The following is a 13,522-nucleotide window of genomic DNA, read 5'->3' as shown; positions in this document are numbered from 1 at the left end:
TCCTCCTAGAACTTCGGCTGAATGAGCCGGTTGAGCCAGAACCCGCCAGCGCTCAACAAGACGATGACTGCTGCGATCATGATGTATCCCGGCACGGTGGCCGTGAAGGTATGGGCAAATAGCTCATTCGTGAATAGGAGTCCAAAAAACATGACGATGGGGAGAGCCATGAGGACTATGGCCGACATTCGGCCTTCAGCACTAAGTGCTCGAACTTGCCCCCGAAGTTGGTTGCGGTCACGAATGGTTTCACCCAGGTGATCAAGAACTTCAGCGAGGTCGCCGCCTACTTCGCGATGGATATCAATAGCTTGGGCGATCCAGTGGAAGTCTTCGCTCTGAGTCCGCTCGGCAACATCTGTAATTGATTCTCCGAGGTCTCGACCGATTCTTGTTTCGTTCACTATCCTGCTGAGTTCCTCGGACATCGGTGCCTGATTCTCCTGCGCGGCGGCATCGATGGAACGGAGCAAGCTGTGGCCCGCGCGAAGACCGCCCGTGAACATTTGCAGTGTGTCCGGCACCTGATCGTCGAATTTACGCCGCCGACGCGAGCGAAGCAGGTTCAATAGCGCGTAAAGGCCGGCTGGCGTGGCCAAGCAAAACATCAGTGCCATGAAGAGTCCGCCCATGAGGAAACCAATGACGGTGGTGGTGAAAGTGATCGCTCCGGCCAGCAGGAGGTAGTCGCCAGGTTGCCGCTTCAGACCGGCCTGCTCGAACCGCTCAACTGAGAGACGTCCTGTTCCACGCCGTCTGAGTCGCTTGTTCAGGCGGCCCACTGCCTGAGCCGTAAGCCTTGTCAGACCGGACGGCCTATCCTCGGCGTCTGGCCTGCGCCTTGAAAGAGGCACGCCCTGCTTCGGCTTAAGGACGACGGTGAATACGAGTCCGGCCGCAACGTAAACGAGGACTAGTCCAGTGACTAGGATTCCTGAAGGTAATTCAGGCAGCACCGCTACCGCCCCCTGGCTGCAGCCGCACCGAAAACGTTCGGTGAGATGTGAATGCCAAGTTCTATGAACCTATCGGTGAACCGTGGCCGAACGCCGGTGGGAACTGGTTTGCCGAGGAACTTGCCGTTCGCGTCGACCCCAGCCGAGTAGTCGAAGACGAAGGCGTCCTGGAGAGTTACGATCTCTCCTTCCATGCCCTGAACCTCGGTGATATGGGTAATTCGACGCGACCCGTCGCGGAGACGCGAAATGTGAACAATCAAGTTCACGGCTGAAGATACCTGCTCCCGCACGGCGCGAAGCGGGATGTCCATTCCGGCCATCAGTACGAGAGTCTCGAGGCGGGAGATGGCGTCACGAGGCGAGTTAGCGTGGACAGTGGAGAGCGAGCCATCGTGACCGGTGTTCATCGCCTGCAGCATGTCCAGGCACTCACCACCCCGGACTTCGCCCACCACAATACGGTCGGGCCTCATCCGAAGGGAGTTTCGCACCAGGTCACGGATAGCGATTTCACCCTTGCCTTCAATATTCGGAGGCCGGCTTTCAAGTCGAATGACGTGGTCTTGCTGCAACTGGAGCTCAACAGCATCTTCGATGGTGACGATTCGATCCGAAGCCGGAATGAAGGATGACAGTGCATTCAGCAACGTCGTCTTGCCGGTGCCCGTACCGCCGGACACAATAATGTTCATCCGTGCAAGCACGCACGCCTGCAATAGTTCAGCCATTTCTGGCGAGAGGCTGCCATAGGAGATCAGCTTTTGAACAGTCAGGGCATCCCCGCCAAATTTTCGAATCGTCAGGGCGGGCCCGTTGACGGCCAACGGCGGAATGATCGCATTGACACGAGAGCCGTCAGCCAGGCGTGCGTCGACTAGCGGCGAGGATTCATCAATGCGCCGTCCGATCCTGGAGACGATGCGTTCGATGACACGACGCAGAGCCTCGTCTGAAGTGAACTTCACATCCGTCTTATGGAGCTGTCCACCGCGCTCGATGTAAACCTGATCAAAGCGGTTCACCATCACTTCGGTGACTGAGGGGTCGTCAAGGAAGCGCTGGATTGGTCCATGGCCCAGGACATCATCCGTAATTTCGCGGATGAGCCGCTGCCGCTCACTGCTCGAGAGGGGGACCTGCTCCTCGTCGACGACGATCTTGAGCTCGTCTTTCACGTACTGGTGAAGTTCCGTGTCTTCCAAAGACGAGTCGGTGATGCGCGAGCCCAGGCGTTCGAAAAGTGCCTGGCTGGCGCGCTCCTTCAGCGCTCCAAGTGCTTCACTGGCATTGGCCGCAGTTTGGGGCAGCTCCAGAACTTGCACGGAGCTCGCCGTCTCCGCTGCCATAGCTTCATGGATCTTGCCCAACGTGGCCGGTGCAGCATAGACACTCTCAGCAGAATGCGTTTCGGCAATTGCGGTATTGGCAGCATCTATGTTGCTGCCCCTCAGCTGTTCGAGCCGGCGTGCGAGGTTCACTGTACTACCGCCCTTCTGTGGAGCTTTTTGTGTGGTCTGGCTTCCCAATCCGGTTTGAACCGATCCACCAATTGCCGCAAGCCCTTAGTGGCGGGGTCGCGAGTGCCATCCTGGAGAAGGGGGACCCCCTTGTTTGTTGAGAAGGGAAGGCTACGTGACCGGGGCAGGACAACGTCGACGGGAGCGCCGATCGTGGCCTCCACATCCTGGAGCGAGAGGCCCGCTCTGCGGTCGGCCATGTTGAGGACAACATGCCTGCGTTCAGGCAACAGATCGAGTTCGGACAGGATCTTGATTCCGGTCCTCAATCCACGAATGCTCGGAATGTCCATACCGCAGACCCAGACGGCATCGGTGGCCAGCTCGAGGGTGGCAAGCACGTGCTCTCCCAGTCCCGGCGCGGTGTCTACAATGACGAACTGAAATTCCTGTTGGAGTTGCGTCAGAAGATGAGACACATGCTCGCCTGAGATCTTATCCATCTCAATCGGATTCCGGGGTCCGCACAAAGCATAGATGCCGGCAGGGTGAACGCTCAGGTATGTTTTGAGGACCATCGAATCTTGGCTAGCGGCGCCCACCACCGCTTCGGTAATGGTGTGTTCAGGCTCCACTAGGAGGCCGCTGGCCACATCGCCGAACTGCAGATCCAGATCGACGATAACCACGCCCATCGGGTACGTCTTGCCGAGCCCCACGGCGAGGTTTGTGGCGATCGTTGTTTTGCCCACACCACCTTTCGGGGACATGACTGCGACGATGCGGCCGCCGCGATCGTGTTCCTGATGTTCGGAGCTGCTCGGCATGAGACCTCGACGGCGTCCGGCGGCTGCGAGACTGGCGCGCTCCATGATGATGCGTAGCGTGTCCACGTCCGAGTCCGGGCGCACCACGTCCCTGACGCCGGCGCGCAAGGCTTGGATTACCACCTCCGGATCCTCGTCGGCGACCAGAACGACGCTGATCTCCGGGTACTGGAGGTCCAGGACGGCTGCGAACTTTAGGGAGTCAGCAATTGGAAGGCCGGGTCCTAGAACGAAGATTTCGGGGGGCTCGCCTACCAACTGACGGAGCACTTCGTCGGGGCTCTCCGGAAGATAGTCGGCGTTGAAGTGGTGGAGTGACCCGCGCATGCCAGCAGCAGCTAGACGTACTCGCCTCTCGAAGTCAGCATCTGACGTGATGGCTACAAAACGGCTCATCGGAACACCTTCGTCTTGTCAACAACACCGGCATTGCCTTCCGCCGCATCAGCGGGCTCCTTGGAGAGATAGACCTTGCCGTATTCGACGGCGTAAATGATCTTCTCAGCGTCCACGGAGTTCCTGGCGAGCGTAATGAGATAGGTCCCGTCACTCTTAGTCTCAGATGCTTTGGTGAGGGCTCCATCGGAAGCCGTGGACTGGTTTGTGGACTCGGGCTGCGCTGCGGCTCCGTCGCTGAATTGGGCCGCCGTCACAAGAACCTTGTGGAACGTAAGTTGCGTCCCACTGGATTTGGTGGTCACTGCGCCGTTCGCCGGATCGGTGGAGGATTCGTCCAGGGATATGAAGATACCCGCCGTATCGCCGGCGGTGATCTTGCCACCGGCGACACGTTCGATCGGTAGGCGAAGGGTGAATTCCTGCATACCGTCAGGTACCGCTACTCGGGCAGGTCCCATAAATGAGCCCGGATCAACCATGCGGCTGTCCAATAACTGTTCACCAGGTACCAGCGTGAGGGCCGTTACCCTGGAGCCGAGGTTAGCGATGTCAGTCACGATTCCGGACGCAAGCGCCGCCTTTGGGACGGACTGCCGGCGAACTGCATCACCCAGCTCAGTGGCCGGCGTTCCCGCCGCGATCGGTTTCTGAACAACATAAACGTCTTCGGTTTCTGTGTTGGCGAGTGCCCGCTTGTCTGCACCCTGGACATATGTGACCAATAAGACGGTCCCAATTATGGCCACAAGCAGCGCCGCGATGCCTCCCAGTAGGCGAGTTTTCACTTTATCCCCTTTTGTCTTCTAGTGGATCAGACGGATCTCGGAGGTGCCGAAGTCTTTACCGCCACCGCCGCTGGATTTGATTGAATCGAACTTGACGAATTGGCCGATAATGCATCGCTGATTTGCCGGTATGTCACAGGCAAGGCTGTTGGTCATATCCGGGTCATCTTTTGTATTCCGAAATTCAAATTCTTTGTTCTGTCCGAACTTCCATCCCCATATTTTGAAAGTTGCATAACCAATAATCGTGAAATATCCGTTTTGTCCTTTATTGCTGGCATCGCTGAAGACAGGGAAGGCGACCTTGACTTCCCCGCCCGCAAGGATGGTGGCCTTCCATTCCAGAAGAATTGCCGCGCATCCGAATGGTGGGTCTTTGCCTGGATCCGAGCCGAGGAGGTTGCTGCCAAGAGTCGTATCGGCAACGCACGGTGAGTCTTGATCTAGCCAACCCCAACCGCCCGGAATCTGGGTCCCAGAAGGGCCAGTGCATGTTCCACCGGGTGCGTAGGAGATCTTTTGCACTTGAGCGGTTTGGCTGCCTTTGGACAGGTTGAAGCACTTGTCCGACAATGCCAGCGGAAACCCTGAGCCGCTGGAGGGGAAATCAACGATCGCCGTTGCGTGTGCTCCAACGTTTACGGCTGGAGCAGGCAGGGCGCTGGCAAACATTTTGCTGAGAAAGCCAGGTCCGTCTTTGCCTTGAGCCGTTGATGTTCGGACGGTCACCTGATGTTCTACGTCTAGTTCAACAGGGATAAGCACCTTAGATCCGCCGTCGTTTGCGTTTGCGTTCGAAAGTTCTTTTGCAATGGTGTTGGCGCTGTCTTGGTCACAACCGGACTTATGGCATTTGTACGCAACTGCCAAGGCAGCGGCGTCTGCCCCGTTTTGCAATTGCGCCCTTTCGGCGTAAATCTGTCCTACGTCGACGGCCATGGCGCCGGCCCCAATAAGAACGAGCATCATCAGCGCGACCAGGACGCCGGCTACTCCCCGCTCGTTGTCACTTCCGGTCGCAACTCTTCGCGCTGGAATTAACCGCCGCATGCCATTGCTCCTACTCCGGTCACCGTGAAGTTCTTCGCAACCGCCACGGACTTACCCTGCATTACAAGTGCAAATCCCGTGATGGAGTTTGCTGCGTACGTGACCGTCATAGTTACGTTCTTTCCTGTTTCACATGCTGAAAGACTTGGGGTGAAGGCAAATTTGGCCGGCGTGAGGCCCGGTGCACCATCCCTTCCGGCCTTGGATGCCTCGGTCAGATCGCTGGTGATGGCAAAGTTTCGCGCCGCTTCGCGCGCTGCTTGGGTTACAGAAATCTGTATGTTGTACCCGTGGGCAAACTCCACAATGCCGGCGATCAACAAGAGAAGAACAGGTGCTACGAGTGCAAACTCGACAGCGACCGCGCCGAGCGAATGCTCTGTTTTGCGTTTTCCGCGCTTCCTCAACGTGCCCCCTGAATTAGGTACTGCCTTGTAAGAGGGTGGGGGCCGCCTCCGCCACCGGCGAAAAGCGGCCCCCACGGTACAACGCCTTGGAATGGGTCAGACTGTCCAAGCCGTGACGGTCGAACCGAGGGTTGAGAACCAGTCGCTGAGGGCGTTACCGAACAGGGTGACGCCGGCGATGATGAGGAAAGCGATGAATGCGATTAGCAGGGAGTATTCAGTTGCAGTCGCACCCTTTTCGGATTCAAAACGATCCTTAATGCCGGCGATGAAAGCAGTCATTGAGACCATGAGAGAAGTCATTGTATTTTCCTTTAATTCGGTGAAATGGATTGAATTGATTTCAACGAATTTCCAGCTGCCCCCATAAATCTTTAGCGGCTGGATTTCGCTAAGAAGAGATTGTCATTCGGGGGGTAGGGGCAACAATGCGTAGTGGTACTCGACTTTTTCAAGAAGCACCAGAAGTACGTACTCGAAGGGTTGGGTCAGTACTCAGAAAGGGAGATGGGTACTAGCCGGACTACTTGGATCGAGGGGCGTAGCTGACCAAGGGCAGGCCGGAAAGGCCGCCAGACCTAGCTATAGGAGGAAGATGGCGGTTGCCACAGTAGCGCTCAGCATCGAGGGGCCATGGGCCACCTCTGTCGCTCTATTCTGGCTTCTTCGGCTAAGGATCACGACTGTAGTTAGGCCATTCAGAACGAATCCGAGGAGTCCCCCATAGAGCACTTGGCTCCAACCTAGGTATCCCAGAAAGAGGCCGACGGGCGCAGCGAGCTTCACGTCGCCCATTCCGATGCCCCTGGGGGAGATTAGTCCCAGAATAAGGTAGCCAAGAAACAAAATGACGGCTCCGAGCGCCGCGCGCAGCAGGTTATCAGCCTGCTTGCCAAATACCCCCGGTATCAGAAACAAAACGAAGCCCCCCGCGAGGAGGGCTAATACAAGGGGATTGGGCAACAAATGCAGTGAAATGTCAATCCTGGCGAGTTGTATGCTTAGCACGCCCAGGAATATGAAAGCCGGCAGGGCAAAGCTCATTCCAAATCGCATACCAAAGGCCGCGCACACGAGGGCGGTAAGTGCCGCCGTCGTGATTCTGACGGGGACAATGGGCAGTTCGCCCAGTCTGGGCATGCACCTGGCGATAAGGATCTCGGTAATGGGGGAGAGGATGAACCCCGCGACGCCGGCGCCAAGGACCCAGAGCCACTCGGGCGAACCATCATTTCCCATTCCCAACACCGAGACCCCCTGCGTCCGCCAGGCCGGCAGGCGCTGAGTCGCCTCCGGCTACCCCATTTTGACCCCGAACCCCCTTACGCGCTAATCTTGGTAGTCGTTGTGCGTGTCCTATTCCGATGGTGCGTGCCCGCTTGAGAATCCGGTTGCAGGATGACTACTCAACGTGCACATTCGGAACCTCAGGATGACTGGTTACATAGAGCCCTCACCTCTGTTCCGGTAGCGCGCAGACAGTAGGTGCACGAGCTAGTGACACCTAAACAAGAACGCCAGAACAAGAACGAGGCAAACACCGTGCGTACGTACACCCCGAAGCCCGGCGATATCAACCGCCAGTGGCACGTCATTGACGCCACAGACGTTGTCCTTGGTCGTCTTGCAAGCCAGACCGCAATCCTGCTGCGCGGCAAGCACAAGGCCACCTATGCATCCCACATGGACATGGGCGACTTCGTCATCATCATCAACGCTGAAAAGGTAGCCCTCACCGGCGCCAAGCTGGAGCAGAAGCGCGCATACCGCCACTCCGGCTACCCGGGCGGCCTGACCTCCGTCAACTACGCGGAACTCCTGGAATCCAACCCGGTCCGCGCCGTTGAGAAGGCCATCAAGGGCATGCTTCCCAAGAACTCCCTCGCTGCACAGCAGCTGGGCAAGCTGAAGGTGTACCGCGGTGCTGAGCACCCGCACGCCGCCCAGCAGCCCAAGACTTTCGAAATCACCCAGGTCGCCCAGTAGTCCTGGCCACCAAACAACTTATCTATACAAGGAGAACCGTGGCTCAGAACGAAGAGACCACCGAGGCCGTCGAGGCCGAGGAAACCCTGACCAGCTACACCTCTGAAAGCTCAGCTGCTGACGCCGCTGCGCCGAAGAAGGAGCGTCCGGCCCTGACCGTTGCCGGCGCAGCTGTTGGCCGCCGCAAGGAAGCCGTTGCACGCGTCCGCGTTGTCCCCGGCTCCGGCAAGTGGACCATCAACGGCCGCGCGTTGGACAACTACTTCCCGAACAAGCTGCACCAGCAGGACGTCAACGAGCCCTTCAAGATCCTTGATCTCGAAGGCGCCTACGACGTCATCGCCCGTATCCACGGTGGCGGCATCTCGGGCCAGGCCGGTGCCCTGCGCCTCGGCATCGCCCGTTCGCTGAACGAGATCGACGTCGAGAACAACCGCGCCACCCTGAAGAAGGCCGGTTACCTCTCCCGTGACGCCCGCGTCATCGAGCGTAAGAAGGCCGGTCTTAAGAAGGCCCGTAAGGCTCAGCAGTACTCCAAGCGCTAAATCCGCTTGCACAGAAGCCCGTCCCGCCATTCGGCGGGGCGGGCTTTTGTTATGGACCTTGGAAAACGGCCGTCGAGCCGGCGCACGGCGGTGCTGCTGCTTCAGGTTTATAGGATGTTTCTATCCATGGAGGTCGTAGATGGTCACGCCGTCAATCTGTTCGGCCTTGAAGTTCTCAGTGACCCACTTATGGATCGCCAAGAGCTCGCCGCTGGTCCCAGGCACCCTGAGCTGCTCGGGTTGCACAACCAGATAGCAAAGGCGGTTGGCTTCGACCAGCTCCTTGAATTGGCCGATTGTTGGGCTGGGGTCCATCGCCGCAAATCCGCTGAGTGGCATGACTGGCCGCCCCAAGTCCAGTTGGAAGCGTGCAGCAGTCTGTCCTGGATATGTAGCCGCGACCCACGTGCAGCCTGGCGGAGCGTTCCTGAGATATTCGGCCACTGCCGCGCTTGGGGTAACGCCGATGGCCAGTCCGGTAACAGCCGGGGGATTATTCTTCTTCACCTCGTCTAGGAAGCGGCTGAGGCTGGTTGGGCTTCGCGTGAGCCCTCCGGAAAGGGGGTTCGAGCCCTGCTGCGGATTGGACAGGGTAAGGAATGAACACACGAGGGGTCCAACAAGCAGGCTAGCGATGCCCAGCGACGCCGCAGCGGGCTTCGCCCACGTGAAAGGGGCTGGAACGGAGAGCACTGCACCGGCGGCCAGACCGGCCATCAACAATGCCCTTCCTGCGGCTTCTGGATAGGAATCACTCAGTTGCCACATTGCGTTTGAGAAAATGGCGCTCAACACCACCACCGCGGCGCTTCCGATGCGCCACCGCATCGACCTGGATGATGAAATGAGCATGTGGCTGCCTATGCCGATACAAAGAGCCAGAGGCGCCGCAATCGCAGCCGTGTAATACGAATGGATGCTGTTACCCATGAAACTGAGCACGAAGTATGTCGTGAGCATCCAGACCGCTACGCCCAAGGCGAAGACCGGGGTGACGGTGCTGCGCCGCCGAAGCGCTTGGGCAACGATAACGACGCAGACCATGAATGCAGGCAGCAACAGCCAGCCGGACTCTTGGCCGTAGTTTGAGTTGAATAGGCGAAACGGGCCCGCGTCCGAAGCATCGCCCTGGAATTCTTGAGGTGTCAGCGCCGCAGACCGACCGTCATCCTTTTGCATGATGCGGTCAATTCCGTTGTAACCGAGCGTCAGTTCAAGCATGCTGTTGGTCATTGAACCCCCCACATATGGGCGCGAGCCAGGAGGTGAGAGGTCCACGGCGATCGGCAAAGACATGGAGCCTGCAGCCAGAAGGAGACCAGCCATGGCAAGTGCGACGGTCCGCTGCTTCCAGGACTTTCGGATGTAGAGGCAGTAGACCAATACGATAGCTGGCAACACCATGAATGCCTGAAGTTGTTTCGTAAGGAATCCGAGGGTAAGGAATCCCGCCGCCACGTATAGCCATCGGACTCGTCCCGATTCTGTGGCCCGCATCCCTGCATAAAGCGCCGAGAGCATCATCAACACCATCAATGGATCGGGGTTGTTGTATCGTGCCAGCAGAACGGTGATGGGCGTGGTGGCAAAAACGGCGCCAGAAAGGAGTGCGGCGTGGGCGGGCAAATATCTCCGGGCCAAACGGTAGATCAAAAAGGTACTCCCCATCGTCATCGCGGCTTGAGGGAGCAGCAGGGCCCACGTGTTCAGCCCAAAGATGCGGACGGACAGTCCCACGATCCACAGACTCAGAGGCGGCTTATCGACTGATACGGAGTTTCCCCAGTCCGCGGATCCGAAGAAGTACGAGACGGGGTCATGAAGCCCAGCTTGGACGGCAGCGGAGTAATATGCGTTAGCCCAGCCGTTCCCAGCCAATCCCCAGACATAAAGGACGGCGGCTGCGAGCAGGATGACGACCAGGGTGCCGGCCTCCCAAATAGTTCGGCGAAGCCCCCCGGGATCTTCGCCTACGCTAACCGGGCCTTTATTTTCTAAGATCGTAGATTCTGACACCGTCAACATCCTTCGCCTTGAAATTGGCCTGGACCCAATCAGTAATGGCGGCGGCATCCCTTCCAAGCGGTACTCCATCCACGATCGGTTGCTGCCAGATGAAGTAACCGATCTCTCTTTCCTCAACAAGCATCTTGAACCGTTCAAATGTAGGTGCTGGATCATGACCAAGCCACCCACCCAGCGCAACTACGGGTCTTTGCGATGCGAGCTGATACTGAGCGGCATTTTGCGCCGTATAAGTTGCGGCCGCCCATTTCGAATTGCCTGCTTCCTTGAGTAGCGTCGTTACATTCGTTGAAGGCTGAACGCCGAATCCCATGTGGCGTGCCAAGGGTGGATTCCCGAGGCGGGCAGCATCAAGATGAGCAGAAAGTGCATTAGCGTTGTTGCTCGTTGGCCCTGATAGGGGATTTGTCCCCGACTGGGGTTTCGACAACGTGATCATGTCGGTTGAAACTGGCGACATTACTATTGCTACCGTTACTAGCGCTAAAGTCATCGTACGAGGGATCGTTTTTTTGGGGGCTAGCCACGCGGCAGACGCAAGGCAGGTTGTACAAACTACAACGAGCGGCCAGAACCCCCACTCGTTGCTGTACTGGAAAATCCGGAATCCTATGTATCCGGTCCCGGCAACAAGAACGGCGCCAATCATCCGGGGGACTAACCTCTGCCGTTGATTCCATAGCAGATTGAGCCCCAGAGGGACTACGATCGCCACCGGAGCCGCGACTGAAAATATGTAGTAAGAGTGAGTCATCGTGCCCATGTAGCTCACGACAACGTAGACGGAGACCAGCCAAACGACACCAACGGTCATTAGACGTGTTGCTGGACCGCCGTTGCCGGACTGCCGCCAGAGCAGAATCAGGGCCAGAGCGGAAATCAGCGCAGTGAAAAGCAGCCACGCACCTTCGGGTGCAAAATTCGCATTGAAGAGGCGACCGGGGCCGCCGTCGTAAATGGCTTCCGATAAGGCTAGCGGGACTGGTCTTCCGGACTGAGGGTCTGCGCCAAACCGGAGAAAGCGTGCCAGCCCGTTGTAATCGAGAGTCAATTCCAGCATGCTGTTCGTTGCAGAGCCGCCAACGTAAGGCCGGTTCCCGGCCGGAGTCAGATCCACCACGGCCATCCACCAACCGCCGGCGATAATCAATGTTGTGAGCGCGGCCAACAGCCGGACAAATCGGGAGCCCAAGGTGCCCGCTCCGAACAGAAGCACAGTAAGTACTAGTGCGGGAATAACGAGGAATGCCTGGATCTGCTTTGCCATGAACCCGAGGCCCAGAGCGGCGCCTGCCAGCAGGTACCAGACCCAGTGGTTATCATCCATGGCCCTGAGTGTGAAATAGACCGCGGCAGCTGTCAGGAGTCCCATCAATGGCTCAGGGTTGTTGAACCGTGACATTAGAAACACCACGGGGGTGCTTGCGTAGATCAGGCCGCCCAGTAACGCTGGGGCGGTGGGGTGGCTGCGGCGAATGATTTTGTAGATCAGCCACGTTGTGGCGATACCCATGAGGGCTTGGGGGACTAGAAGAGCCCAGGAGTTGAGTCCGAAGAGCCGGACGGAGAGCGACATGATCCAGATGCTGAGCGGCGGTTTGTCGATGGTAATGAGGTTGCCGGCATCGAGGGATCCGAAGAAGAATGCTTTCCAGTCCTGGGAACCTGCTTGGGCCGCCGCGGAGTAGTACGGGTTCGCCCAGCCATTGCGGTCCAACCCCCACAGGAACGTCACGGACGTCGCCACCAGGAGAACTGCAAGTCCAAACTGCTCCCACCGCAGTGGCCTGTGGGCAGCGCGCACGGCAAGCGCAGCGGCTGTGCGGCTCGCCTCGGTGACGCTCAACGAACGGACTGTCCTGCTGGGCGGAGCGCAAGCACCGCGGACCGGCCTGCACTGAGTCGTACTCGGAAGACCCAGATCCGGAGTAGAACGAACCGCATCAGCGTTGCGAAGATGTTGGCGGCCGTCAGGGTTAGCAGCTCCGAGCTAGGTGAGGCGTCGCCGTTGACTGCATGGAGTACAAGAAGCGACGATGAACTAATTCCCCAAGCCATCAAAAATACGACCAAACCCTGGAATTGCTGGGTAATCAATTTGGCCGGTCCGCTGATGCCAAATGTGAATCGTCGGTTGGCGGCCGTGTTACCGACAGCTGTCATGAGCAGGGCTAGAAAGTTGGCCTGCTGGGCGCCGAACGGACCTTGGAGCACCAGATAGAGCAGTGCGAAAGCGAGCGTGGAGACAACACCAACGAGGCCAAACCGGATAACTTGCCCGAAGAAGCTGGGACGGCCAGGCGGCACGATGGGGCGCCGGCCGAGCTCGGCGTAAATCGCCTGAACTGGAATTAACCCTTTTATTAGCGAGCTGGCCACCCGGACCATTCCTCGGAGGTCGTCGTAAGCTGTCTGCTTGATATCTACCCGGCTGTCGGGATCGTCGATCCAGTCCACCGGAATTTCGTGGATACGGAGTCCAGAACGTTCCGCAATGATGAGCAGCTCAGTATCAAAGAACCAGCCATTGTCCTCAACATGTGGAAGCAAGCGTTTTGCCACATCCGCCCGAATTGCCTTAAAGCCACACTGCGCATCCGAAAAGCGCACCTGCATGGTCCGACGCAGCAGGAAATTGTACGAACGCGAAATGAATTCCCGCTTAGCACCGCGGCTGACCCGAGAGCTCTGTCCCAATCGGGTGCCTATAGAAATATCGGAGTGCCCTGACAGGAGGGGCGCCACCAAAGGCGGAAGCGCAGCGAGGTCAGTCGATAGGTCTACATCCAAGTAGGCAAGAACTTTTGCCTCAGAAGCTCCCCAGGCATCCCGGAGAGCGTACCCTCGTCCCTTTACTTCCAGACGGCGGTACTCGACGTTGGGCAATTGCTCGCTGAGTCGAGCAGCAATCTCCGGGGTTCGGTCGGTGCTTGCATTGTCCGCAATAGTGATTTTCCACGTCGACGGCATTTCGAGCGTCAGATATTCGGCGAGCCTTGAGATGCTGTTTTTGAGTACGGCTTCCTCATTGAAAACCGGTACCACAATTTCGAGCGCCAAGCCCCCATAGCTAGGTGTCATG

The 13,522-nt window shown here is 58.0% G+C and carries 13 protein-coding genes; 2 read left to right on the top strand and 11 right to left on the bottom strand.

The genetic code is table 11. From position 1 onward, the window contains the following. Positions 1–5 precede the first annotated feature (5 nt). The 8 genes from QFZ36_RS06240 to QFZ36_RS06205 form a co-directional block, all read right to left on the bottom strand. Positions 6–782 carry a type II secretion system F family protein gene (locus QFZ36_RS06240; protein WP_306634781.1) on the bottom strand — a complete coding sequence of 259 codons (777 nt, stop codon included), beginning with the start codon at positions 780–782 and terminating at the stop codon, positions 6–8. Positions 783–958: 176 nt separating this feature from the next. Further along, the gene (locus QFZ36_RS06235) at positions 959–2,305 is read right to left on the bottom strand and encodes a CpaF family protein (RefSeq protein ID WP_373427074.1); all 1,347 of its coding nucleotides are present in this window, start codon (positions 2,303–2,305) and stop codon (positions 959–961) included. Between the two features lie 128 nt (positions 2,306–2,433). Beyond that, positions 2,434–3,639 (bottom strand): AAA family ATPase, encoded by a 1,206-nt coding sequence (locus QFZ36_RS06230; RefSeq protein ID WP_306634777.1) that lies wholly within the window; start codon positions 3,637–3,639, stop codon positions 2,434–2,436. Further along, positions 3,636–4,427, bottom strand: a complete 792-nt coding sequence (gene cpaB, locus QFZ36_RS06225; protein ID WP_306634776.1) for a Flp pilus assembly protein CpaB — start codon at positions 4,425–4,427, stop codon at positions 3,636–3,638. Before cpaB ends, QFZ36_RS06230 begins: the two co-directional genes overlap by 4 nt. Positions 4,428–4,445: 18 nt before the next feature. Further along, positions 4,446–5,477, bottom strand: coding sequence for a TadE/TadG family type IV pilus assembly protein (locus tag QFZ36_RS06220; RefSeq protein ID WP_306634774.1), 1,032 nt, complete (start codon positions 5,475–5,477; stop codon positions 4,446–4,448). After that, a complete protein-coding gene (locus QFZ36_RS06215) occupies positions 5,465–5,884 on the bottom strand; it encodes a TadE family protein (protein WP_306634772.1) in 420 nt (139 codons plus the stop codon). Before QFZ36_RS06215 ends, QFZ36_RS06220 begins: the two co-directional genes overlap by 13 nt. A 96-nt stretch (positions 5,885–5,980) precedes the next feature. After that, positions 5,981–6,187 (bottom strand): Flp family type IVb pilin, encoded by a 207-nt coding sequence (locus tag QFZ36_RS06210; protein ID WP_306634770.1) that lies wholly within the window; start codon positions 6,185–6,187, stop codon positions 5,981–5,983. 279 nt (positions 6,188–6,466) lie between these two features. After that, on the bottom strand, positions 6,467–7,123 hold the full coding sequence (locus QFZ36_RS06205; RefSeq protein WP_306634768.1) for a prepilin peptidase: 657 nt from the start codon (positions 7,121–7,123) through the stop codon (positions 6,467–6,469). A gap of 303 nt (positions 7,124–7,426) precedes the next feature. On the opposite strand from QFZ36_RS06205, the gene rplM reads away from it, so the two are divergent. Together rplM and rpsI are read left to right on the top strand one after the other, a co-directional pair. Then, positions 7,427–7,870, top strand: coding sequence for a 50S ribosomal protein L13 (rplM, locus tag QFZ36_RS06200; RefSeq protein WP_009358699.1), 444 nt, complete (start codon positions 7,427–7,429; stop codon positions 7,868–7,870). 38 nt (positions 7,871–7,908) lie between these two features. Beyond that, the gene (gene rpsI, locus QFZ36_RS06195; RefSeq protein WP_050684362.1) at positions 7,909–8,415 is read left to right on the top strand and encodes a 30S ribosomal protein S9; all 507 of its coding nucleotides are present in this window, start codon (positions 7,909–7,911) and stop codon (positions 8,413–8,415) included. A gap of 120 nt (positions 8,416–8,535) precedes the next feature. On the opposite strand, the gene QFZ36_RS06190 is transcribed toward rpsI, so the two are convergent. Genes QFZ36_RS06190 through QFZ36_RS06180 form a run of 3 tightly spaced genes read right to left on the bottom strand, consistent with a single transcriptional unit; the run spans position 8,536 to position 13,521 of the window. Next, positions 8,536–10,440, bottom strand: coding sequence for an ArnT family glycosyltransferase (locus QFZ36_RS06190; protein WP_306634766.1), 1,905 nt, complete (start codon positions 10,438–10,440; stop codon positions 8,536–8,538). Beyond that, positions 10,403–12,286: an ArnT family glycosyltransferase gene (locus tag QFZ36_RS06185; protein WP_306634765.1), complete on the bottom strand. Its 1,884-nt coding sequence runs from the start codon at positions 12,284–12,286 to the stop codon at positions 10,403–10,405. The genes QFZ36_RS06190 and QFZ36_RS06185 overlap by 38 nt, the downstream gene beginning before the upstream one ends. Continuing rightward, positions 12,283–13,521 (bottom strand): bifunctional glycosyltransferase family 2/GtrA family protein, encoded by a 1,239-nt coding sequence (locus QFZ36_RS06180; protein WP_306634763.1) that lies wholly within the window; start codon positions 13,519–13,521, stop codon positions 12,283–12,285. Before QFZ36_RS06180 ends, QFZ36_RS06185 begins: the two co-directional genes overlap by 4 nt. Position 13,522: the final 1 nt, after the last annotated feature.

The sequence above is a fragment of the Pseudarthrobacter siccitolerans genome (assembly GCF_030823375.1).
Classification (GTDB): Bacteria; Actinomycetota; Actinomycetes; order Actinomycetales; family Micrococcaceae; genus Arthrobacter; species Arthrobacter siccitolerans_A.
Note: the sequence above shows the minus strand (reverse complement) of the source record. Positions and strands in the feature narration are given on the sequence as shown.

Excerpts from the sequence above, each read along its gene's own strand:
- QFZ36_RS06235 (WP_373427074.1), bottom strand. The coding sequence starts at position 2,305 with ATGGCAGCGGAGACGGCGAGCTCCGTGCAAGTTCTGGAGCTGCCCCAA.
- QFZ36_RS06230 (WP_306634777.1), bottom strand. The coding sequence starts at position 3,639 with ATGAGCCGTTTTGTAGCCATCACGTCAGATGCTGACTTCGAGAGGCGA.
- QFZ36_RS06220 (WP_306634774.1), bottom strand. The coding sequence starts at position 5,477 with ATGCGGCGGTTAATTCCAGCGCGAAGAGTTGCGACCGGAAGTGACAAC.
- QFZ36_RS06210 (WP_306634770.1), bottom strand. The coding sequence starts at position 6,187 with ATGACTTCTCTCATGGTCTCAATGACTGCTTTCATCGCCGGCATTAAG.
- QFZ36_RS06205 (WP_306634768.1), bottom strand. The coding sequence starts at position 7,123 with ATGGGAAATGATGGTTCGCCCGAGTGGCTCTGGGTCCTTGGCGCCGGC.
- QFZ36_RS06190 (WP_306634766.1), bottom strand. The coding sequence starts at position 10,440 with ATGTTGACGGTGTCAGAATCTACGATCTTAGAAAATAAAGGCCCGGTT.
- QFZ36_RS06180 (WP_306634763.1), bottom strand. The coding sequence starts at position 13,521 with ATGACACCTAGCTATGGGGGCTTGGCGCTCGAAATTGTGGTACCGGTT.